The following is a 22,879-nucleotide window of genomic DNA, read 5'->3' on the forward strand; positions in this document are numbered from 1 at the left end:
GAAGACTCGCAAGCCGCCCAGGCAAAGTGCAGCCCGCAGCCGGGTGTCGCGGGACCGCGCTAAGCCATGCGCGAAGCCATGGGGGAACCGGTTGCGGCGTGCTCCGGGCCTGGCCCGGAGCACGCCGCGAAGAGCCTCGTCCCTTGGAGCGCGGGAGGAGCGAGGGGGCAGAGCGCCGCGGCACTCCATGGCAACAAGCGTGGGGCCCCGGATCCGTGGTTCAGACCGTGCGGGGGAGTGGTCGCCTGGGTGCCCCCGGTTTTCCGCACTTCTGATCAGGAAGGCGCCGGTCACCGGCCCTGCGGCTCTCAGGCCTCCTCGCGCCAGCCCTCGTAGCCGGCCGCGAGGGTGTCGAGAGCGTGGAGCAGTGCGGGCGTCCAGCCGTTCTCCGGGGCTTCGGCCACGATCAGCCACTGGGCGTCCTCGGCGTCGTCCTCGCCCGCGAGCGCGTCGCGGACGACTTCGAGCTCGCCGAGGTCGGGCTGGGTGGCGCCGAGCTCCTCGGCGGCCTCCTCGGCGGCGTCGCGGTCGGGCAGGACGAGCAGTTGCCGGGCGTACGGGTCGTCGACGTCCGGGAGGTCGGTGGTGCGGTTCTCGGTCACCCCGTCATTGTCCAGGTCGGGCCGCCCGCTCCGCCGGGCGGGAGCGCCGGTGGCCCGTCGGGAGTGTCCGCGGACCGTGGGATGCTGGTACGCGATGGCCAGGAAGAGTGCACCCGACGACCTGCTCGCCCCGCTGACCCTCGCGGTCGGCCAGGAGGAGCTGCTGCTGGACCGCGCGGTCGCCCAGGTGGTGGCGGCGGCGAAGGCGGCGGACCCGGACACCGACGTGCGGGACCTGCCGCCCGGCGGCCTGCAGCCGGGCAGTCTGGCGGAGCTGACCACGCCGTCGCTGTTCGCCGAGCGCAAGGTGATCGTGGTCCGGGCCGCGCAGGACCTCTCCGCCGACTCCGTGAAGGAGGTCAAGGCGTACATCGAGGCCCCGGCCGAAGAAGTGATCATGGTGTTGGTGCACGCCGGCGGCGCCAAGGGCAAGGGCCTGCTGGACGCGGGACGCAAGGCCGGCGGGCGCGAGGTGGCCTGCGCCAAGCTGACCAAGGCGAGTGAGCGGCTGGCCTTCGTCAAGGGCGAGTTCCGCACTCTGGGCCGCTCGGCGACGCCGGAGGCCTGCCAGGCGCTGCTCGACGCGCTCGGCAGCGACCTGCGCGAGTTGGCGGCCGCCTGCCACCAGCTGACCTCGGACGTCGAGGGCACGATCGACGAGACGGTGGTGGCCCGCTACTACAGCGGCCGCGCCGAGGCGACCGGCTTCGAGGTGGCGGACCTGGCCGTCACCGGCCGGGCCGCGGAGGCGCTGGAGCGGCTGCGCTGGGCGCTGGCCGTCGGCCAGCCGCCGACCGGCATCACCTACGCGCTGGCCTCCGGCGTGCGCAGCATCGGCCGGCTGGCGAGCGCCGGGCGGAACATGCGCCCGGGGGACCTGGCGCGCGAGCTGGGCATGCCGCCGTGGAAGGTCGACCGGGTCCGCCAGCAGATGCGCGGCTGGACGGGTGACGGCGTGGCCACCGCGTTGACCGCTATCGCCCAGGCCGACGCCGCCGTCAAGGGCGGCTCGGACGACCCGGCCTTCGCCCTGGAGCGCGCGGTGGTCGCCGTCGCCCGGGCCGCCCGGGCGGGCTCCCGTCCCGCCTACTGACCGGCCCGCCTGCCGGCGCCGGGGGCGCCCGCCTACCGGCCTGCCCGTCTGCCGGAGTCGGAGAACGGCCGACGTCGGAAAGCGGCCGACGTCGGAGAACGGCCGACGCCGGGAAGCGGCCGACGAGACGGCACAGCGAGGCCCGGGCCTACTTCTTCATGGCCCGCACGGCGTCCTGCCCGTCGGACTGGAGGGCGCCGCGCAGCTCCTCCCTGGACGGCGGCTTGCCCTTGCCCTCGGTGTAGCTGGCCGTGTAGTTGATGTAGTACGTCATCCCGCCGTCGAGGATGTCCAGCTCGGCGTAGACGCTGTGGTACTGGCCCGAGCCGTCGTCCTTGTACAGGAAGTACGCCTCCTCGCCGATCCCCGCGATGTCGGTGACCTGGTAGCCGCGTGCCCGGTAGAGCTCCTTGTTGGCCGCCAGCTCGGGCGCCGGGTTGACCGCCTTGTGCAGGTCGGCGCGCATGTAGAGGTTGGCGTACTCGCTGTCGCTGCCGCCGGTGCGCTTGAGCGACATCGAGCAGTTCATGCTGTCCAGCGCCGGGTGCCGGTCGGTGTGGTGGGTCGGCGCGGAGCTGTCCGAGACGGAGTACGTCTGGAGGAGCTTGGTGGGCTTCCCGGTGGTGCAGAAGTCGTCGGAGAGGTGGTAGCCGCGCAGGCCGCGCGGCGAGGAGTCGCTGCTGACCAGGCCGGGGATCGCCATCACGGCGGCGGCCCAGCCGGCCGAGACGATCACCGCGCCGACGAACGCCCAGACGGCGTTGCGCCGCAGGTTCCCGGTCCTCGCGGGGACGGCTCCCGGGGGCATGCCGGACACGGGTGCCATGCCGGGGGCGGTGGGCAGCCCCGGCGGCGGTCCGAAGCCGCCGGCTCCCGCCGGGCCCGGAGCCCCCGGAGCCCCGAGAGCCCCCGGTACGGGCTGCGCGCCCCCGCCCGGCTGCTGCGGCGGCGGGAAGCCGTACCCCGGTCCGTTCTGTGCCGGTGGCGGCGGTGGCGTCGTCATGGAAGTCCCCCCTGAACCTGGCGCCGGAGTGCTCCCCGCACCCCGGTCGAACCTGACCGACCCTAGCGGCCGGACCACGAAACGCGACAGGCGCCGCAGTGGCCTCCGGGGAGGAGGCCGACTGCGACGCCTGCCGCACTGCTTCGTTGCACCGCACCCGCGTGGCGAACGCAGGCCGCGTGCGGTGCGAGTCTTGCGCGCCTCGGGGTCCGGGTAGAGGGCCGGTCGACCCGAAGCGGTGGGGGCACAGCCCCCGGGGCGTCAGGCCTGGGCGGCCGCGTTGACGCGCTTGGTGATGGCCGACTTCTTGTTGGCGGCCTGGTTGGCGTGGATGACGCCCTTGCTCACGGCCTTGTCCAGCGCCTTGGAGGCGGCGCGGGCCAGCTCGGTGGCCTTCTCGGTCTCGCCGGCGGCAGCGGCCTCACGGGCCTTGCGCAGAGCGGTCTTCAGCGAGGACTTGACGGCCTTGTTGCGCAGGCGCGCCTTCTCGTTGGTCTTGTTGCGCTTGATCTGGGACTTGATGTTCGCCACGAAGGAGCCTCAGTCTGTCTGAAAGATTTGAACGGGGTCACACCCGGCGGCCTTCGGTCCAGCTGAGAGGGCATGCCGAGGCCAGGTGCAGCAGCCCACGCTACCAGGGGCCCGCTGCCCGCCCCAAACCGGCCGCCCGCGAAGGCTCCTCCCGTCGCCCGACCGGGGCCGACCGGCACCCCTTCCGCGCCCGACCGGCAGCCCACCCCGTGCTCGTGGGAAGATGGGAGGAACTATTTCGATCGGACGAGACTGTCCGGTCCCCGGGAAAACCGGTCAGCGATGACCCGGACACCCCCGGCCCCGGACCAACGGAGAATCGGACCAAGGTGCCCGCGACCCCCAGCAATGTGCCAGAGCCCAGCCGTACCGACCCGGCGCTGATCCGCAACTTTTGCATCATCGCCCACATCGACCACGGCAAGTCGACGCTCGCAGACCGGATGCTGCAGATCACCGGCGTCGTCGACCCCCGGCAGATGCGTGCCCAGTACCTCGACCGCATGGACATCGAGCGTGAGCGCGGCATCACCATCAAGTCGCAGGCGGTCCGCCTCCCGTGGTCGCCGAAGACGGGGCCGAACGCCGGGACGACGCACATCCTCAACATGATCGACACCCCCGGCCACGTGGACTTCACGTACGAGGTGTCCCGCTCCCTCGCCGCGTGCGAGGGCACCATCCTGGTGGTCGACGCGGCCCAGGGCATCGAGGCGCAGACCCTCGCCAACCTGTACCTGGCGCTGGAGAACGACCTCACGATCATCCCGGTCCTCAACAAGATCGACCTGCCGGCCGCCCAGCCGGAGAAGTACGCGGCCGAGATCGCCCACATCATCGGCTGCGACCCCTCCGACGTGCTCCAGGTCAGCGCCAAGACCGGCCTGGGCGTCGAGGACCTGCTCGACCACATCGTCAACACCATCCCGGCCCCGGTCGGCGTCAAGGACGCCCCGGCCCGCGCGATGATCTTCGACTCGGTGTACGACTCCTACCGCGGCGTGGTCACCTACGTCCGTGTCGTGGACGGCCAGCTCACCAAGCGCGAGCGCATCTCGATGATGTCCACCGGCGCCACCCACGAGCTGCTGGAGATCGGTGTCATCTCGCCCGAGCCGAAGGTCGCGGACGGCCTCGGTGTCGGCGAGGTGGGCTACATCATCACCGGTGTGAAGGACGTCCGGCAGTCCAAGGTCGGTGACACGATCACCTCGATGCACAAGGGCGCCACCGAGCCGCTCGGCGGCTACAAGGACCCGCGCCCGATGGTGTTCTCCGGCCTCTACCCGCTGGACGGCTCGGACTACCCGCTGCTGCGCGACGCCCTGGACAAGCTGCGGCTCAACGACGCCGCCCTGGTGTACGAGCCGGAGACCTCGGTCGCGCTCGGCTTCGGCTACCGCTGTGGCTTCCTCGGCCTGCTGCACCTGGAGATCATCCGGGAGCGCCTGGAGCGCGAGTTCAACCTCGACCTGATCTCCACCGCCCCGAACGTGGTCTACCGGGTGATCATGGAGGACGGCAGCGAGCACACCGTCACCAACCCGAGCGAGTTCCCGGTCGGCAAGATCGCCGAGGTGTACGAGCCGGTCGTGCGCGGCACCATCCTCGCGCCCAACGAGTTCGTCGGCGCGATCATGGAGCTCTGCCAGTCCCGCCGCGGCAACCTCCAGGGCATGGACTACCTGTCCGAGGACCGGGTCGAGCTGCGCTACACCCTGCCGCTCGCGGAGATCGTCTTCGACTTCTTCGACCAGCTGAAGTCCAAGACCCGCGGCTACGCCTCGCTGGACTACGAGCCCATCGGCGAGCAGACCGCCCAGCTGGTCAAGGTCGACATCCTGCTGCACGGCGACGCGGTGGACGCCTTCTCCGCGATCGTCCACAAGGACAAGGCCTACAACTACGGCGTGATGATGGCGGGCAAGCTCCAGAAGCTCATCCCCCGCCAGCAGTTCGAGGTGCCGATCCAGGCGGCCATCGGCTCCCGGGTGATCGCCCGCGAGACGGTTCGCGCGATCCGCAAGGACGTCCTCGCCAAGTGCTACGGCGGTGACATCTCCCGTAAGCGGAAGCTGCTGGAGAAGCAGAAGGAAGGCAAGAAGCGGATGAAGATGGTCGGCCGCGTGGAGGTCCCGCAGGAGGCCTTCATCGCCGCGCTGTCCACCGACGCCGAGCCGCCGAAGGAGAAGAAGTAACGGCGGCCGGCGGCGACGCGCGCCGGAAGGGCCCGGGCACCCGCCCGGGCCCTTCCGGCTTTTCCGCGGCCCCTCCGCCCGCGCCCGTCCGGCGGGCCGAAGTGCGAGGGGCCGAAGTGCGACGGGCCGGGGCGGGAAGTCCCCGCCCCGGCCCGCCGACTGGTGGGACGTCAGTCCATCTCGGCCACGGCCTCGGCGAACTGCGCCTGGTAGAGCCGGGCGTAGGCGCCGTCGGCGGCGATCAGCTCGTCGTGCGAGCCCTGCTCGACGATCGAGCCGTTCTCCATCACCAGGATCACGTCGGCGTCCCGGATGGTGGAGAGCCGGTGGGCGATCACGAAGCTGGTGCGGCCGGTGCGCAGCCGGGCCATGGCCCGCTGGATGAGCACCTCGGTGCGGGTGTCGACGGAGCTGGTCGCCTCGTCCAGGACCAGGATGGACGGCTCGGCGAGGAACGCCCGGGCGATGGTGATCAGCTGCTTCTCGCCGGCGCTGACGCCGGTGCCCTCGTCGTCGATGACGGTGTCGTAGCCGTCCGGCAGGGTGCGCACGAAGCGGTCGACGTGGGCCGCCCTGGCGGCCTCGATGACCTGCTCGCGGGTGGCCGACTCGGCGCCGTAGGCGATGTTGTCGGCGATGCTGCCGCCGAACAGCCAGGTGTCCTGGAGCACCATGCCGATGCCGGAGCGCAGTTCCTCGCGGGACATCGCGGCGATGTCCACGCCGTCGAGGGTGATCCGTCCGGAGCTGACCTCGTAGAACCGCATCAGCAGGTTGACCATGGTGGTCTTGCCGGCGCCGGTGGGGCCGACGATGGCGACGGTCTGGCCGGGTTCGACCTTGAGCGAGAGGTCCTCGATGAGCGGCTTCTCGGGGTCGTAGCGGAAGGACACGTCCTGGAAGACGACCCGGCCGTGCACCACGTCGGGCCGTTCGGGCATGGCCGGCTCGGGGCTCTGCTCGGGGGCGTCCAGCAGCTCGAAGACGCGCTCGGCGGAGGCGACGCCGGACTGCACCAGGTTGGCCATGCTGGCGACCTGGGTGAGCGGCTGGCTGAACTGCCGCGAGTACTGGATGAACGCCTGGACGTCGCCGATGGACAGCGCGCCGCTCGCCACCCGCAGGCCGCCGACGACGGCGACCAGCACGTACTGGAGGTTGCCGATCAGCATCATCGCGGGCTGGATGATGCCGGAGATGAACTGGGCCTTGTAGCTGGCCTGGTAGAGCGCCTCGTTGTGCGCGCGGAAGGTTTCTGCGGACTCCTGCTGGCGCCCGAACGCCTTGACCAGGGTGTGGCCGGTGTACATCTCCTCGATGTGGGCGTTGAGCTGGCCGGTGGACATCCACTGCTGGACGAACTGCGGCTGGGCCCGCTTGCCGACCTTGGTGGCGACGACCACCGAGACCGGCACCGAGACCAGCGCGATCACGGCGAGCAGCGGGGAGATCCAGAACATCATCGCGAGCACGCCGACCACGGTGAGCAGCGAGTTGACGACCTGTCCCAGCGTCTGCTGCATGGACTGGCCGATGTTGTCGATGTCGTTGGTGACCCGGCTGAGCACCTCGCCGCGCGGCTGCTTGTCGAAGTAGCTGAGCGGCAGCCGGGCGAGCTTGGCCTCGACGTCCTGGCGCAGCCGGTAGCCGGCGGCCTGGATGGCCCGGGTGGCGAGCCGGCCCTGGACGATGCCGAAGAGGGCGGAGGCGACGTAGACGCCGAGCACCCAGAGCAGGACGGTGCCGATGGCGCCGAAGTCCATGCCCTGGCCGGGGATGAAGTCGACGGCGGAGAGCAGGTCGGCGATGCCGCCGTCGCCGTGGGCGCGCAGCCCTTCGATGACCTGTTCCTTGGAGGCGCCGGCCGGGAAGCGGGCGCCGATGACGCCGGCGAAGATGAGGTCGGTGGCGTCGCCGAGGATCTTGGGGCCGATGACGGCGCAGCCGATGCCGAGCACGCCGAGGATCAGGACGCCGATCAGGGTGTTGCGTTCGGGGCGCAGCAGGCCGAGGACGCGCTTGCCGGAGCCCTTGAAGTCCATGGACTTCTCGGCGCCTTGGCCGCCCATGAAGCGGCCGGGGCCGGCCGGGCCGCGGCGGGCGGCGGCGGCCTGCGAGTCGCTGGGCAGTGTGGCGGGCTTCGGGTCGTCCTTGGAGAGGGCGGCCTTCTCGGGGGCGGCCGTGGCGGCGTTCGCGGGGCCGTCCGCGGGGGCGGTGGCTCTGGGGGCCGGGCCCTTGTTCAGATCGGGCTTTCCGGGGCTGGTCACGCCGCCTCCTGCTCGGTGAGCTGGGAGAGCACGATCTCCCGGTACGTCGGGTTGTCGGCCATCAGTTCGTGGTGGGTTCCGGTGCCGACGACGGCGCCCTCGTCGAGGACGATGATCCGGTCGGCGTCGCGGATGGTGGACACCCGCTGGGCGACGATCAGGACGGTGGCGTCGGAGGTCTCGCGGGCGAGCGCCTTGCGGAGCTTGGCGTCGGTGGCGTAGTCCAGCGCGGAGAAGGAGTCGTCGAAGAGGTAGACGGAGGGCCGGCGGACGAGGGTCCGGGCGATGGCCAGGCGTTGGCGCTGGCCGCCGGAGACGTTGCCGCCGCCCTGGGCGATGGGGGCGTCCAGGCCTTCGGGGAGCTTCTCGACGAACTCCTTGGCCTGGGCGATCTCCAGGGCGTGCCAGAGTTCGTCGTCGGTGGCGTCGGGTCGGCCGTAGCGGAGGTTGCTGGCGACGGTGCCGGAGAAGAGGTAGGGCTTCTGCGGGACGATGCCGACGCTCTCGGCGAGCGCGGCGGGGGCGAGTTCGCGGACGTCCACGCCGTCGATCAGGACCCGGCCGGAGGTGGCGTCGAAGAGCCGGGGGACGAGGCCGAGCAGGGTGGACTTGCCGCTGCCGGTGGAGCCGATGATGGCGGTGGTCTCGCCGGGGCGGGCGGTGAGGTCGATGCCGCGCAGCACCGAGGCCTCGGCGCCGGGGTAGCGGAAGTCGACGTCGCGCAGTTCCAGGTTGCCGCGGCGTGCCGTCTCGGTGACGGGAGCGGTGGGCGGGACGACGCTGCTGTGGGTGCCGAGGACCTCTTCGATGCGCTCGGCGCAGACCTCGGCGCGCGGCACCATCATGAACATGAAGGTGGCCATCATGACGCTCATCAGGATCTGCATCAGGTAGGAGAGGAACGCGGTGAGCGCGCCGATCTCCATGGCGCCGCTGTCGATGCGGTGCGCGCCGAACCAGAGCACGGCGACGCTGGAGACGTTCACCACCAGCATGACGGCGGGGAACATGACGGACATCAGCCGGCCGACCTGGCGGGCGACGTCGGTGAGGTCCTCGTTGGCGCCGGCGAAGCGGGCCTGCTCCTGGTCGTCCTTGACGAAGGCGCGGATGACGCGGATGCCGGTGATCTGCTCGCGCAGCACCCGGTTCACGGTGTCGATCCGCTCCTGCATGCTGCGGAACTTGGGGCGCAGCGCGCGGACCAGGAGGAGCACGACGACGCCGAGCGCGGGGATGACGGCGAGCAGCAGGCCGGACAGCGGGACGTCCTGGTTGAGCGCCATGATGATGCCGCCGACGCACATGATCGGCGCGGCGACCATGAGCGTGAAGCTCATCAGGGCGAGCATCTGGACCTGCTGGACGTCGTTGGTGGTGCGGGTGATCAGCGAGGGCGCGCCGAACTGGCCGACCTCGCGGGCGGAGAAGCTCTGCACGCGGTCGAAGACGGCGGCGCGGACGTCGCGGCCGAACGCCATGGCGGTGCGGGCGCCGATGAAGACGGCGCCGATGGAGCACAGGGCCTGGACGACGGTGACGGCGATCATCACCCCGCCGACGCGCAGGATGTAGCCGGTGTCGCCCTTGACCACACCGTCGTCGATGATGTCGGCGTTGAGTGTCGGCAGGTAGAGCGCCGCGAGGGTGGACACCAGCTGGAGCAGCACCAGCAGGGTGATCGGTCGGGAGTACGGGCGCAGGTACGCCCTCAGCAGTCTGATCAGCACTAGCACACTCTTGTCGTCGCCGGTCGGGTTGGCCACCCCTAATTCTGGGTGGTCCATGGTGCGGGGCGGGCCATTCGGCGTGTGGGAACCGGAGGTTTGCCCGGCCTTTGCCCTGCGGCAGGGTGCGGCACGGGGGTGCGGGGGCGTGCCGTCGGGTACTGCCCTCTTACGGAATGACCGCTTTCCCCCTAGGCTGCTGATTGCCCCTTTGTTACTGACCGGTACCGCTCAGGTGAACCGGGGGCCCGGCGGCCGCCCCCCATGGACGCCGCGACAATCCCTCACACGGCCACCCGCCACCGGAGGTCCTCGTTGAGTTCCGCGCAGTCCCTGATCGGCTCCGGCAGGCCCGACCTCGTCGCCGGGCGTCCCGCCTCCGTCGCCCACCTGTTCCTGGAGCGGGTCGCCCTGACCCCGAACGCCGAGGCCTACCGCTACCCCTCGCCCGTGGACGAGCAGGCCGCCGACGGCGCGCCCGGCGCCGAGCAGTGGCGCTCGCTCACCTGGGCCCAGACGGCGACCCGGGTGAAGGCGGTGGCCGCCGGCCTGATGGCGCTCGGCATCCGGCCCGAGGACCGGGTGGCGCTGGCCTCCTCGACGAGGCTCGAGTGGATCGTCGCCGACCTGGGCGCCATGTGCGCGGGCGCCGCGATCACCACCGTCTACCCGAGCACCAACGCGGACGAGACCGCGTTCATCCTCTCCGACTCCGGCTCCCGGGCGCTGTTCGCCGAGAACGCGGCCCAGCTGGCCAAGGCCGTCGGGCAGATCGACCGGCTGCCCGAGCTGCGCACCGTGATCCTCTTCGACGCGCCCGCCGAAGCCCCCGAGACCGCCGGCCTCGACCTGATCACCCTCGCCGAGCTGGAGGAGCGCGGCACCCGGTACCTGGCCGAGCACCCGGGCGCGGTGGAGAAGGCCGTCGAAGGGCTCGACAAGGAGCAGCTGGCCACCCTGATCTACACCTCCGGCACCACCGGCCGCCCCAAGGGCGTGCGCCTGGTGCACGACTGCTGGGCGTACGAGGGCCGGGCGCAGGAGGCCAGCGGGCTGCTGGGCCCCGACGACGTGCAGTTCATGTGGCTGCCGCTGTCGCACGTGTTCGGCAAGACGCTGATCTCCGGGCAGATCGCCACCGGGCACGTGATGGCGGTGGACGGCCGGGTGGACCGGATCATCCACAACCTGCCGGCGATCCGGCCGACCGTCATGGCCTCGGCGCCGCGCATCTTCGAGAAGGTCTACAACGGCATCGCGGGCAAGGCCAGGGCCGAGGGCGGCGCCAAGTACAAGATCTTCATGTGGGCGGCCAAGGTCGCCCGCGAGCACGCCCGGGTGGTGCAGGAGAACCGGGTCGCCACCGGGACCGACTCCGCCCCGCTGGGCCTGCGGGCGCAGCACGCGCTGGCCGACAAGCTGGTGTACGCGAAGATCCGGGCGGCCTTCGGCGGCCGGCTGCGCGGCGCGGTCTCCGGCAGCGCCGCGCTCGCCCCGGAGATCGGCTACTTCTTCCTCGGCGCCGGGGTGCCGATCCTGGAGGGCTACGGCCTGAGCGAGACCAGCGCCGGCTCCTGCGTCAACCGCGCGGAGGACGTGCGGATCGGCACGGTGGGCCGCCCGCTGCCCGGCACCGAGGTGCGGATCGCCGAGGACGGCGAGATCCTGCTGCGCGGCCCGGGCGTCATGCGCGGCTACCACAACCTGCCGGAGAAGACCGCCGAGGTGCTGGAGCCGGACGGCTGGTTCCACACCGAGGACATCGGCGAGCTCACCCCGGACGGCTTCCTGCGGATCACGGACCGCAAGAAGGACCTGTTCAAGACCTCCGGCGGCAAGTACGTGGCGCCCAGCGAGGTCGAGGGCAAGTTCAAGGCGGTCTGCCCGTTCGTCAGCAACATCCTGGTGATCGGCAACGGTCGCAACTACTGCACCGCGCTGATCGGCCTGGACGAGGCGGTCCTGCTGCCGTGGGCCGCCGAGCACGGCCTGGCCGGCAGGTCCTACGCCGAGCTGGCCGTCGAGCCGGCCGTGCACCAGCTGATCGAGGGCTTCGTCAAGCGGGTCAACGGCGACCTCCAGCGCTGGCAGACGATCAAGAAGTTCCACCTGCTGCCGCGCGACCTCGACATCGAGCACGGCGAGCTCACCCCGAGCCTGAAGATCAAGCGCCCGGTGGTCGAGCGGACCTACGCGGACGCGGTGGCCGCGATGTACGCGGGCGCCAACGAGGCCTGAGCACCCCAGCTCCCGTACGGCCCGCCGGTTCGGTCGGGCCGTACGGGACAATGGGCTCATGCCCTCCGCACTCCCCGACGGCGAACCGGTGCCGTCCGACGGTTCCCTGCCCGCGCACGCCCTCGACGGGCTGGGCTCGCGGCCGTTCGGCTTCTACCTGCACGTGCCGTACTGCGCCAGCCGCTGCGGCTACTGCGACTTCAACACGTACACCGCCACCGAGCTGCGCTCCTCCGGGGCGGTCGCCTCGCAGGACACCTACGCGGACAACGTGGTCGCCGAGATCCGCCTGGCCCGGAAGGTGCTGGGGGACACGGACCTCCCGGTGCGGACGGTCTTCCTCGGCGGTGGCACCCCGACCCTGCTGCCCGCCCGCGACCTGGTGAGGATGCTCGCCGCGATCCGCGACGAGTTCGGCCTCGCCGAGGACGCCGAGATCACCACCGAGGCCAACCCGGAGTCGGTGGACCCGGCGTACCTGGCCGAACTGCGCGAGGGCGGCTACAACCGGCTCTCCTTCGGCATGCAGAGCGCCCGCCCGCACGTGCTGAAACTGCTGGACCGCCACCACACCCCGGGCCGCCCCGAGGCGTGCGTGGCCGAGGCCCGCGCGGCCGGCTTCGAGCACGTCAACCTCGACCTGATCTACGGCACCCCGGGCGAGTCCGACGACGACTGGCGGGCCTCCCTGGACGCCGCCATCGGCGCCGGGCCCGACCACGTCTCCGCGTACTCGCTGATCGTCGAGGAGGGCACCCGGCTCGCCGCCCGGGTCAAGCGCGGCGAACTGCCGATGATCGACGACGACGTGCACGCCGACCGCTACCTGATCGCCGAGGAGGCGCTGAGCGCCGCCGGCTACTCCTGGTACGAGGTCTCCAACTGGGCCACCACCCCCGAGGGCCGCTGCCGCCACAACGAGCTCTACTGGACCGGCGCCGACTGGTGGGGCGCCGGCCCCGGCGCCCACAGCCACGTCGGCGGCGTCCGCTGGTGGAACGCCAAGCACCCCGCCGCCTACGCCCGGGCCCTCGCCGAGCAGCGCACCCCCGCCCAGGCCCGCGAGCTGCTGGCCGACGAGGACCGCCGCGTCGAGCGCGTCCTGCTCGAACTGCGCCTCGTCGAGGGCGTCCCCCTCGACCTGCTCACCGCCACCGGCCGCGAGTGGGCCGCCCGCCACCTCGCCGACGGCCTCCTCGCCCCCGGCCCCTACGAGCGGGGCCGCGCCGCCCTCACCCTCCGGGGCCGCCTCCTGGCCGACGCGGTGGTACGTGACCTGGTGGACTGAGTGTCGTTAACGTGGTGTCAGCCGTCGGAGGGAGCGCGCCATGACCGCCATCGATGACCGGGTGACGGGGATCTTCGAGAACCTGGAGGTCCCCGAAGGCTTCAAAGCCGAGCTCATCAGGGGGGAAATCGTGCTGATGGCCGGGCCGGATCTGGTCCACAACATCATTGTCGAAGCCATCCGCGACCAGCTTCCCCGGTCGCGGTGGCACCGCTTGACCACGCAGGACATCGACCTTCCCGGGCTGACGAGCGAGCCCCAGCCGGATCTCGTCGTGTTCGAGCGGGACGCCTTCGAGGGGCCCGGCCGTTTGGTTCCCGCGCCCCTTCTCACGTTGGTGGTCGAGGTCGTCTCCAAGACCAGCGTCCTGCGCGACTACCGGACCAAGCGGGAGTTGTACGCGGAGGGCGCGATTCCGGTGTACCTGGTCGTCGACCCGATCAAGGCCGTCTGTGTGCTCCTGACCGAGCCGACCCTGGCGAGCGCCTCCGGACTCCCGGACTACACGGTGGAGCGGACGACCAAGTTCGGCGAACCCATTCCGCTGGACCTGCCGGGCATCACACTCGACACCTCGGAGTTCAAGACCTACTCCTGACCCGGCAGGGCCGTGAAGTCGATCAACTCCTCCACCCGGCCCAGGAGTTCGGGCTCCAGGTCCTTGTAGCTGTTCACCTTCGACAGGATGTGCTTCCAGGCCGCCGGGGTGTCCACCGGCCAGCCGAGGCGGCGGCAGGTGCCCTCCTTCCAGTCCTCGCCCCTCGGGACGGCGGGCCAGGCGGGGATGCCGACGCTGGCGGGCTTAACGGCCTGCCAGATGTCGATGTAGGGGTGGCCGACGACCAGCACCGAGGCGCCGGTGACCTGGGCGGCGATGCGGTGCTCCTTGGTGCCGGGGAGCAGGTGGTCGACCAGGACGCCGAGGCGCCGTTCCGGGCCGGGGGCGAAGTCGGCGACGATCGCGGGCAGGTCGTCGATGCCGCGCAGGTACTCGACGACCACGCCCTCGATCCGCAGGTCGTCGCCCCAGACCCGCTCGACCAGCTCGGCGTCGTGCCGGCCCTCGACGTAGATCCGGGACTCGCGGGCGACCCGGGCGCGGGCGTTCGGGACGGCGATCGAGCCGGAGGCGGTACGGGCCGGGGTGCGGGGCGCCGCCGGGCCGGCCGGGCGGACCAGGGTGACGACCCTGCCCTCCAGCAGGAAGCCGCGCGGCACCAGCGGGAACACCCGGTGCTTGCCGAACCGGTCCTCCAGGGTGACGGTGAACCCCTCCGCGGTCTTCTCGCAGCGCACCACCGCCCCGCAGAAGCCGCTCGCCGCCTCCTCGACCACCAGGTCCCGCTCGGCGGGCACCTCCGGGGCGGGCTGCTGCTTCTTCCACGGCGGGGTCAGGTCGGGTCCGTACTGGCGGCTGCGCATGGTCGCGAGTCTACGGACGGACCGTCACAGGCCCGGCGCGCCCCAGACCGGGAACCAGCGGCTGAGGTCCTTCTCCAGCCGCAGGTCGTTCCCCAGCATCGCGTTGACCTGCAGCTCCAGCGGGCTGTTGCGCCGCTCCCCGCCGCCGGGCATCGGGGCGAAGGGGTAGAACGTTCCCCGTTTGTACAGGTAGACCAGGGCCAGCGACTGCCCCTCGGGGTTGCGGAAGGCCACCAGCGAGCAGAGCAGCTGCGGCCCGAAGCCGTTCGCCTCCAGCTCGCTGTTGACCGCGTGCAGGTCGTTCACCAGCTCCGGCAGTTCCTCGGGCCGGTGGCGGGCGAGCAGCCAGGTGTAGCCGTAGCCGTCCTTGGAGGCCTCCACCGGGACGCCGCCGCGCTCGGTGTCGGCGTCCAGCAGCGCCCTGACCTGCTGCTCGACCTGGACGAAGGCCGCGCCCTCGACGGCGGCGAAGCAGACCGAGCCGAGCCCGGTGGGGGTGAACCCGGCCCCGGCCTCCAGGGTGAGCGCGGCGGACGGCACGCCGAACAGCTGGTCGAGGTCGGGCTTGACGGGTTTGGTGCGGCCGAACAGGGTGTCCAGGAATCCCACGGCGGTCCTTTCGGGACGGAACGGACTGGGACGGGTCGGGACGGAATCGGCTGAGTCGGGTCGGGTCGGAATCGGCTGGGACGGGTCGGGACGGAATCGGTGGGTCGGGTCGGGCTCAGTGTCCGAGCTGCCCGGAGATCCTCGCCAGCTGCTCCAGCCGCTTCTCCAGCGTCGGGTGGGTGGAGAACAGCTGCGAGGCGGTCTCCCGGGCGCTCAGCGCGGGGGCGAAGTAGAAGGCGTTGTACGGCTGCGCCTGGCGCAGGTCCTTGCTGGGGATGGCCGCGATCTGCCCGGTCACCTTGGTGAGCGCCGAGGCCAGGGCGCTGGGCCGGCCGGTGAGCTGCGCTGCGGCCCGGTCCGCGGCCAGCTCGCGGTAGCGGGACAGCAGCCGGGTGAGCAGGAAGCTGATCGCGTAGACGACGATCGACACCAGCGGGATGATCAGCGCCAGGACGGCCGCGTTCTGGTCGTTGTTGTTGCGCCCGCCGCCCATGAACCCGCCGTACACGGCGATCCGGGTCATCGCCCCGGCGAGGACGCCGAGGAAGCCGGCGATCGTCATCACCGCGACGTCCCGGTGGGCGACGTGCGACAGCTCGTGGGCGAGGACGCCCTCCAGCTCCTCCGGCTCCAGCCGGCGCAGCAGCCCGGTGGTCACGCAGACCACCGCGTTCTGCGGGTTGCGGCCGGTGGCGAAGGCGTTCGGCATGTCGCTGTCGGCGACCGCCACCCGGGGTTTGGGCATGTCGGCGAGGGCGCAGAGCCGGTCGACCGTGCCGTGCAGCTGGGGGAACTGTTCCGGGGACACCTGGCGGGCGCCCATCGCCCGCTCGGTGATCTTGTCGCTGAACCAGAACTGGGCCACGAACAGCCCGCCGGAGATCAGGACGATCAGTGGCCAGGCGCCGCGCAGCAGCGCGATCAGCAGGCCGGTGAAACCGACGTACAGCAGCCCGATCACGAACATCGTCGCGACCATGCGGCTGGTCAGGCCGCGGTCGGGCGCGAAACGGGTGTGCTGGCCCGAGCTCGACATCGCTTGCTCCTCCGTTCGCCGTCGCTTTCGATGCTGCCACCCGGACGGCTTCCCGGCACCACTGCGGCGCCGGGAGGATCGAACCGGCGGGGCCCCGCGGGCCGTGTCCGGAACTGCGGGCAGGATCACCCCGGTCGGGCCGTTCCTGCCACAGGACCCGGGCCGTACACTGGCAGGTACGGTTCTGGCACTCGTACGTTCAGAGTGCCAAGGCCGAGGGCCCCGGAACGGCCCGCAGCGAGGGACACGGTCGGACGACGTGCGAGGACGGAGGTGCGTGCCCCATGGCCGGTGAGGTCCGCCAGCTGGACGAACGCAAGCTCGCGGTGCTCCGCGCGATCGTGCAGGACTACGTGGGCACCGAGGAGCCGGTCGGCTCCAAGGCCCTGGTGGAGCGGCACAACCTCGGGGTCTCCCCGGCGACCGTCCGCAACGACATGGCGGCGCTGGAGGAGGACGGCTACATCCACCAGCCGCACACCAGCGCCGGCCGCATCCCCACCGACAAGGGGTACCGCCTCTTCGTCGACAAGCTCGCCGAGATCAAGCCGATGACCGCCCCCGAGCGCCGGGCCATCCGGCACTTCCTGGACGGCGCGGTGGACCTGGACGACGTGGTCGCCCGCACCGTGCGGCTGCTCGCCCAGCTCACCCGGCAGGTCGCGGTGGTGCAGTACCCGTCGCTGACGCGCTCCACCGTCCGGCACATCGAGCTGGTGGCGCTGGCCCCGGCCAAGGTGATGCTGGTGCTGATCACCAACACCGGCCGGGTCGAGCAGCGGATGGTCGACTGCCCGGGCCCGGTCGGCGAGACGGTGCTGGCGGACCTGCGGGCCCGGATCAACGCGAGAGCCGCCGGCCGGCGCCTCCCGGAGGTCCCGGGGCTGCTGGAGGAGCTGCCGGCGCAGTTCGAGCAGGCCGACCGGCCGACCGTCAGCACGGTCCTGGCGACGCTGTTCGAGACGCTCGCCGAGCAGAACGAGGAGCGGATCATGCTGGCCGGCACGGCCAACCTGACCCGCTTCGGGCACGACTTCCCGCTCACCATCCAGCCGGTGCTGGAGGCCCTGGAGGAGCAGGTCGTCCTGCTCCGTCTCCTGGGTGAGACCGCGGACGCCGGGATGACGGTCCGGATCGGGCGGGAGATCGCCTACGAGGGGCTGAATTCCACCTCGGTCGTTTCGGTCGGCTACGGTTCGGGCGACGAGAGCGTGGCGAAACTGGGTGTGATCGGTCCGACCCGGATGGACTACCCGGGCACAATGGGGGCGGTGCGAGCGGTGGCGCGGTACGTGGGCCAGATCCTGGCCGAGTCCTAGCAAGGGTCGCCGTCGGGCCTCCGACGGCGGCGTCCAGTCGCAGCACTACTACAGGCGGAACAAGCGGAGCATTTGGTGGCCACGGACTACTACGCGGTACTCGGCGTCCGACGGGATGCGGGGCAGGACGAGATCAAGAAGGCGTTCCGGCGCCTGGCACGCGAACTGCACCCGGACGTCAACCCGGACCCGAAGACGCAGGAGCGGTTCAAGGAGATCAACGCCGCCTACGAGGTGCTCTCCGACCCGCAGAAGCGTCAGGTCTACGACCTCGGCGGGGACCCGCTGTCCCCGGGCGGCGGCGGTGCGGGCGGCTTCGGGGCCGGCGCGGCGGGCTTCGGCTTCTCCGACATCATGGACGCCTTCTTCGGCGCCGCGGCCGGCCAGCGCGGCCCGCGCTCGCGCACCCGCCGCGGCCAGGACGCCATGATCCGGCTGGAGATCACCCTGGAGGAGGCCGCCTTCGGCACCACCAAGGAACTCCAGGTCGACACCGCCGTCACCTGCACCACCTGCAGCGGCGAGGGCGCGGCCCCCGGCACCTCGGCGCAGACCTGTGACATGTGCCGCGGCAAGGGCGAGGTCTCCCAGGTCACCCGGTCCTTCCTGGGCCAGGTCATGACCTCCCGCCCCTGCCCGCAGTGCCAGGGCTTCGGCACCGTCGTGCCGACCCCGTGCCCGGAGTGCGCCGGCGACGGCCGCGTGCGGGCCCGCCGCACCCTGACCGTCAAGATCCCGGCCGGTGTCGACAACGGCACCCGGATCCAGCTGGCCGGCGAGGGCGAGGTCGGCCCCGGCGGCGGCCCGGCCGGCGACCTGTACGTCGAGATCGCCGAGACCACCCACAACATCTTCCAGCGGCGCGGGGACGACCTGCACTGCACCGTCACCATCCCGATGACGGCGGCCGCGCTCGGCACCCAGGTGCCGCTGCAGACCCTGGACGGCCTGGAGGAGGTCGACATCCGACCCGGCACCCAGTCCGGGCAGTCGATCCCGCTGCACGGCCGGGGCATCACCCACCTGCGCGGCGGCGGCCGGGGCGACCTGATAGTGCACGTCGAGGTGAAGACGCCCAGCAAGCTCGACGCCGAGCAGGAGGAGCTGCTGCGCCGCCTCGCGGTGCTGCGCGGCGAGGAGCGCCCGTCCGGCCAGTTCGCACCGGGCCAGCAGGGCCTCTTCTCCCGGCTGAAGGACGCCTTCAACGGCCGGTAGTCGTCCGCGGAGGGGTGCCGGGGGCTCGGCCCCCGGCACCCCTTCCGTGTGTCCGTCCCACTTCTGGAGGTTTTCCGTCATGACCGCGCCCGTCTTCTTCGTCGAGACCGAGCGGATCGCCGCCGCCGCGCCCGGGGCCGTGGTGCGCCTGGACGGCCCGGAGGGGCGGCACGCGGCCGCGGTCAAGCGGCTGGAGCCGGGCGAGGCGGTGACCCTGGCCGACGGGCTGGGGCTCGGCGTGGACGGCACGGTCGACACGGTGCTCGGCAAGGACGGGATCGACGTGACGGTCGCCGCCGTGCGACGGGAGCCGGAGCCCGCGCCGCGGATCGTGGTCGTCCAGGCGCTGCCCAAGGGCGACCGCGGCGAGCTGGCCGTGGAGACGATGACCGAGGTCGGCGTGGACGTGGTGATCCCGTGGTCCGCCTCGCGCTGCATCACCCAGTGGAAGGGCGAGCGCGGCGCCAAGGCGCTCGCCAAGTGGCGGGCCACCGCCCGGGAGGCCGGCAAGCAGTCCCGCCGGCTGCGCTTCCCCGAGGTCCGGGACGTGATGACCACCCGGCAGCTGGCGCCGGTGCTGCTGGGGGCCGCGTTCGCCGCCGTGCTGCACGAGGAGGGCGCCGAGCCGCTGGCGCACGCCGGTCTGCCGGAGGCCGGGGACATCGTGCTGGTGGTCGGCCCGGAGGGCGGGGTCTCCCCGGAGGAGCTGGCCGCCTTCGCCGAGGCCGGCGCCAAGCCGTACCGGCTGGGCCCCTCGGTGCTGCGCACCTCCACCGCCGGGGTCGCCGCCGGCGCACTGCTGCTGGGGCGCACCGGCCGCTGGTCGTAGCGCGCCCCGGCGCCCTGGTCGCGGCCGTGTGACGGCCGTCCGCGGGCGGCGCCGGGAGTCTGCGGAAAACGGCGCGGACCGTACGCGCGGCTGCCTAGGCTGGCCGGGTGACGGACTCCCTGAGCACCTCCCCGAACAGCTCGGCGGGCGCCTACCTGCGCCATCCCCACCTGCACGGCGACCTGGTCGCCTTCGTCGCCGAGGACGACCTCTGGCTCGCCCCGCTGGAAGGCGGCCGGGCCTGGCGGCTGACGGCGGACCACCTGCCGGTCCACCACCCGCGGTTCTCCCCGGACGGGCGTCACCTCGCCTTCACCACCACCCGGGACGGCGCCCCCGAGGTGCACGTGGTGCCGGTGGACGGCGGCCCGTCGCGCCGGCTCACCCACTGGGGCAGTCACCAGACCCGGGTGCTGGGCTGGACGGCCGACGGCCGCCCGATCGCCGCCACCGCCGCCGGCGAGTCGAGCTTCCGCCGCACCTGGGCGCACGCCGTGCCGCTGGACGGCGGCGAGCCGCAGCGGCTGCCGTACGGGCCGGTCGGCGCCCTCGCCTTCGAGCCGGGCGGTGACCGGGTGCTGCTGAACAGCGTCAACGGCCGCGACCCGGCCTGGTGGAAGCGGTACCGGGGCGGGCGGGCCGGCAAGCTGTGGCTCGGCCGGGACGAGTTCGCCCGCGTCCACGCGGAGCTGGACGGGCAGCTGGACTCGCCGCTGTGGGTGGCCGGGCAGGACGGGCGCGACGGCAGGATCGCCTTCCTGTCCGACCACGAGGGCGTCGGCGAGCTGTGGTCCAGCCGCCCGGACGGCACCGACCTGCGCCGCCACACCACCGACCCGGACGGCTTCTACGCCCGGGGCGCCACCACCGACGGCACCCGGGTGGTCTTCCACCGGGCCGGCGACCTCTGGCTGCTGGACGACCTGGCGGGCGCCGAGCCGCGCCGGCTGGACGTCCGCCTCGCCGGTCCGCGGGCCGGGCGCCGCCCCCGCCCGGTGCCCGCCGCGCACTGGCTGGACTCCGTCGCCCCCGACCGCACCGGCCGGGGCAGCGCCGTGGTGGTGCGCGGCAGCGTGCACTGGCTGACCCACCGCGAGGGCCCGGCCCGGGTGCTGGACGAGACCCCCGGCGTGCGCGGGCGCCTGGCCCGGGTGGTGCCCGGCGAGGACGGCGCCCAGGGCGTGCTGTGGGTGACCGACGCCGAGGGCGAGGACGCCCTGGAGTTCGCCCCCGACCTGCACGGCACCGAGCGCCGCCGGCTGGCCGCGGGGCGGCTCGGCCGGGTCAACTCGCTGACGGTCTCCCCGGACGGCAAGCGGGCCGCGCTCGGCGTGCACGACGGCCGGGTGCTGCTGGTCTCGCTGGCCGACGGCGCCGTGCACGAGCTGGATCGCAGCGCCGACGGCGAGCCCGGCGGGCCCGCCTTCAGCCCGGACTCGGCCTGGCTGGCCTGGTCGCGCCCGGTGCGCGGGATGGGCCCGCACTCGCTGCGCCAGATCGTGCTGGCCGACCTGGCCACCCGGACCGTCGGCGAGGTCACCCAGCCGCGCTTCGTGGACACCTCGCCCTCCTTCACCGCGGACGGCCGCTACCTGGCCTTCCTGTCGGTGCGCAACTTCGACCCGGTCTACGACGCCCACGTCTTCGACCTGTCGTTCCCGAACGGCTGCCGCCCCTACCTCGTCACGCTGGCCGCCGACACCCCCTCCCCGTTCGGCCCGCGGCGGGCCGGGCGCCCGCTCGGCGGGGAGGAGGACGAGCCGAAGGCCGGGAAGGCGGACGGCGAGGCGGCGGCCGGTGCCGCGCCGGTGACCAGGGTGGACCTGGACGGCATCGCCGACCGGATCGTCCCCTTCCCGGTCGAGGGCGGCCGCTTCGAGGAGCTGGCCGCCGCCAAGGACGGCGTGCTCTGGACCAGGGCCCCGCTGATGGGCGAACTCGGCGACGAGGCCGCCTCGTTGGACGACGACCGGCCGCGCCCGGTGCTGGAGCGCTTCGACCTGCGCAAGCGCCGGGTCGAGCAGCTGGTGCACGGCGTGGACGACTTCGCGGTCAGCGCGGACGGCACCCGGGTGGCCGTGCTGGACGAGGGCGAACTGCGGGTCGTCCCGGCCGACCACAAGGGCGGCGACGACGAGGAGACCGCCGTCGACCTCGCCCGGCTGCGGGTGACCGTCGACCCGGCCGCCGAGTGGCGGCAGATGTACGCCGAGAACGGCCGACTGATGCGGGACAACTTCTGGCGCCCCGACCTCTCCGGCGTGGACTGGGCCGGGGTGCTGGAGCGCTACCGGCCGCTGGTCGAGCGGATCGGCTCGCACGACGAACTGGTCGACCTGCTCTGGGAGGTGCACGGCGAACTCGGCACCTCGCACGCCTACGTGATGCCGTACGGCCGGTACACCGAGCCCGCCCGGCGCCAGGGCCTGCTCGGCGCCGACCTGGTCCGGGACGGCGAGCAGTGGCGGATCGCCCGGATCCTGCCCGGGGAGTCCTCCGACCCCAGGGCCCGATCGCCGCTGGCCGCGCCCGGCGCGGCGATCCGCCCGGGCGACGCGGTGCTCGCCGTCAACGGCCGCCCGGTGGACCCGGTCACCGGGCCGGCGCCGCTGCTGGCCGGCACCGCCGGGCAGCCGGTCGAGCTGACCGTGGCCGGGAAGGACGGCACCGACCGGCGCCACCCGGTGGTCGTCCCGCTCGCTGACGAGGAGGCGCTGCGCTACCACGACTGGGTGGCCGGGCGGCGGGCCGCGGTGCGCGAGCTGTCCGGCGGGCGGCTGGGCTACCTGCACATCCCCGACATGCAGACGGCCGGCTGGGCCCAGCTGCACCGCGACCTGCGCAGCGAGATGGCCAGGGAGGGCCTGGTCGTCGACGTCCGGGGGAACCGGGGCGGCCACACCTCGCAGCTGGTGATCGAGAAGCTGGCCCGCCGGATCATCGGCTGGGACGTCATCCGGGACACCGACCACCCGGTGCCCTACCCGGCGGACGCCCCGCGCGGCCCGGTGGTCGCGCTCGCCGACGAGTTCACCGGTTCGGACGGCGACGTGGTCAACGCCGCCGTCCAGGCGCTCGGGATCGGCCCGGTGGTCGGCACCCGCACCTGGGGCGGGGTGATCGGCATCGACAGCCGCTACCGGCTGGTCGACGGCACCCTGGTCACCCAGCCCAAGTACGCGCTCTGGATGGAGAACTACGGCTGGGGCCTGGAGAACCACGGCGTCGACCCGGACGTCGAGGTGCCGTTCGCCCCGCACCACTGGGCGGCCGGCGAGGACCCCCAGCTGGCCGAGGGCGTCCGGCTCGCGCTGGCGGGGCTCGCCGAGACCCCGGCCCGCACGGCGCCGCCGCTGCCCTGGGCGTAGCGGGGCTCGGTGGCGGGGCTTCGTAGCGGGAAGCCGGAGTGGGGGGGGGGGGGGGGGGCCGTCACCCAACGGGGTGGGGGGGGGGGGGGTGGGTTGGGGGGGGGTGGGGGGGGGGGGGGGGTGGGGGGGTGTTT

General features: G+C 72.6%; 17 protein-coding genes. 9 read left to right on the forward strand and 8 right to left on the reverse strand.

The window, feature by feature from the left end:
* Nucleotides 1-308: 308 nt before the first annotated feature.
* On the reverse strand, nucleotides 309-602 hold the full coding sequence (locus ACWDBB_RS25430; RefSeq protein ID WP_449791797.1) for a hypothetical protein: 294 nt from the start codon (nucleotides 600-602) through the stop codon (nucleotides 309-311).
* A 94-nt stretch (nucleotides 603-696) separates the two neighbouring features.
* Here ACWDBB_RS25430 and holA point away from each other — a divergent pair, with 94 nt between their 5' ends.
* Nucleotides 697-1,695, forward strand: a complete 999-nt coding sequence (gene holA, locus ACWDBB_RS25435) for a DNA polymerase III subunit delta (protein ID WP_449791798.1) — start codon at nucleotides 697-699, stop codon at nucleotides 1,693-1,695.
* Between the two features lie 148 nt (nucleotides 1,696-1,843).
* Here the strand turns inward: holA and ACWDBB_RS25440 are convergent, their stop codons facing one another.
* A complete protein-coding gene (locus ACWDBB_RS25440; protein ID WP_449791799.1) occupies nucleotides 1,844-2,521 on the reverse strand; it encodes a hypothetical protein in 678 nt (225 codons plus the stop codon).
* A 438-nt stretch (nucleotides 2,522-2,959) separates the two neighbouring features.
* Nucleotides 2,960-3,229: a 30S ribosomal protein S20 gene (gene rpsT / locus ACWDBB_RS25445; RefSeq protein WP_350566336.1), complete on the reverse strand. Its 270-nt coding sequence runs from the start codon at nucleotides 3,227-3,229 to the stop codon at nucleotides 2,960-2,962.
* A 329-nt stretch (nucleotides 3,230-3,558) separates the two neighbouring features.
* Between rpsT and lepA the strand changes: the two genes are divergently transcribed.
* On the forward strand, nucleotides 3,559-5,427 hold the full coding sequence (lepA, locus tag ACWDBB_RS25450; RefSeq protein WP_449791800.1) for a translation elongation factor 4: 1,869 nt from the start codon (nucleotides 3,559-3,561) through the stop codon (nucleotides 5,425-5,427).
* A gap of 170 nt (nucleotides 5,428-5,597) precedes the next feature.
* Here the strand turns inward: lepA and ACWDBB_RS25455 are convergent, their stop codons facing one another.
* Together ACWDBB_RS25455 and ACWDBB_RS25460 are read right to left on the reverse strand one after the other, a co-directional pair.
* Nucleotides 5,598-7,496, reverse strand: a complete 1,899-nt coding sequence (locus ACWDBB_RS25455; protein ID WP_449791810.1) for an ABC transporter ATP-binding protein — start codon at nucleotides 7,494-7,496, stop codon at nucleotides 5,598-5,600.
* Between the two features lie 194 nt (nucleotides 7,497-7,690).
* A complete protein-coding gene (locus tag ACWDBB_RS25460) occupies nucleotides 7,691-9,424 on the reverse strand; it encodes an ABC transporter ATP-binding protein (RefSeq protein WP_449791811.1) in 1,734 nt (577 codons plus the stop codon).
* Nucleotides 9,425-9,736: 312 nt separating this feature from the next.
* Here ACWDBB_RS25460 and ACWDBB_RS25465 point away from each other — a divergent pair, with 312 nt between their 5' ends.
* From ACWDBB_RS25465 to ACWDBB_RS25475, 3 genes are read left to right on the forward strand one after another with little or no spacing between them, the layout of a single operon-like run.
* Nucleotides 9,737-11,659, forward strand: coding sequence for an AMP-dependent synthetase/ligase (locus ACWDBB_RS25465; protein WP_449791801.1), 1,923 nt, complete (start codon nucleotides 9,737-9,739; stop codon nucleotides 11,657-11,659).
* A 58-nt stretch (nucleotides 11,660-11,717) separates the two neighbouring features.
* On the forward strand, nucleotides 11,718-12,947 hold the full coding sequence (gene hemW / locus ACWDBB_RS25470) for a radical SAM family heme chaperone HemW (protein ID WP_449791802.1): 1,230 nt from the start codon (nucleotides 11,718-11,720) through the stop codon (nucleotides 12,945-12,947).
* Nucleotides 12,948-12,987: 40 nt separating this feature from the next.
* The gene (locus ACWDBB_RS25475) at nucleotides 12,988-13,545 is read left to right on the forward strand and encodes a Uma2 family endonuclease (protein ID WP_449791803.1); all 558 of its coding nucleotides are present in this window, start codon (nucleotides 12,988-12,990) and stop codon (nucleotides 13,543-13,545) included.
* On the opposite strand, the gene ACWDBB_RS25480 is transcribed toward ACWDBB_RS25475, so the two are convergent.
* The 3 genes from ACWDBB_RS25480 to htpX form a co-directional block, all read right to left on the reverse strand.
* Complete coding sequence (locus ACWDBB_RS25480; RefSeq protein ID WP_392920165.1) at nucleotides 13,536-14,369, reverse strand: DUF3097 domain-containing protein; 834 nt, start codon at nucleotides 14,367-14,369, stop codon at nucleotides 13,536-13,538. The two genes, ACWDBB_RS25475 and ACWDBB_RS25480, sit on opposite strands and share 10 nt — an antisense overlap.
* 24 nt (nucleotides 14,370-14,393) lie before the next feature.
* Nucleotides 14,394-14,978: a PspA-associated protein PspAB gene (gene pspAB / locus ACWDBB_RS25485; RefSeq protein ID WP_449791804.1), complete on the reverse strand. Its 585-nt coding sequence runs from the start codon at nucleotides 14,976-14,978 to the stop codon at nucleotides 14,394-14,396.
* Nucleotides 14,979-15,093: 115 nt separating this feature from the next.
* Nucleotides 15,094-16,014 (reverse strand): zinc metalloprotease HtpX, encoded by a 921-nt coding sequence (htpX, locus tag ACWDBB_RS25490; RefSeq protein WP_449791805.1) that lies wholly within the window; start codon nucleotides 16,012-16,014, stop codon nucleotides 15,094-15,096.
* A 284-nt stretch (nucleotides 16,015-16,298) separates the two neighbouring features.
* Here htpX and hrcA point away from each other — a divergent pair, with 284 nt between their 5' ends.
* From hrcA to ACWDBB_RS25510, 4 genes are all read left to right on the forward strand, one after another.
* Entirely contained in the window at nucleotides 16,299-17,333 is a 1,035-nt protein-coding gene (gene hrcA / locus ACWDBB_RS25495) for a heat-inducible transcriptional repressor HrcA (protein WP_449791806.1), read from the forward strand.
* A 75-nt stretch (nucleotides 17,334-17,408) separates the two neighbouring features.
* Nucleotides 17,409-18,548 carry a molecular chaperone DnaJ gene (gene dnaJ, locus ACWDBB_RS25500; RefSeq protein WP_387748296.1) on the forward strand — a complete coding sequence of 380 codons (1,140 nt, stop codon included), beginning with the start codon at nucleotides 17,409-17,411 and terminating at the stop codon, nucleotides 18,546-18,548.
* Between the two features lie 79 nt (nucleotides 18,549-18,627).
* Nucleotides 18,628-19,377, forward strand: a complete 750-nt coding sequence (locus ACWDBB_RS25505; protein ID WP_449791807.1) for a 16S rRNA (uracil(1498)-N(3))-methyltransferase — start codon at nucleotides 18,628-18,630, stop codon at nucleotides 19,375-19,377.
* A gap of 107 nt (nucleotides 19,378-19,484) precedes the next feature.
* Nucleotides 19,485-22,745: a S41 family peptidase gene (locus ACWDBB_RS25510; protein WP_449791808.1), complete on the forward strand. Its 3,261-nt coding sequence runs from the start codon at nucleotides 19,485-19,487 to the stop codon at nucleotides 22,743-22,745.
* Nucleotides 22,746-22,879 lie beyond the last annotated feature (134 nt).

The sequence above is a fragment of the Kitasatospora sp. NPDC001095 genome (genome assembly GCF_053598615.1).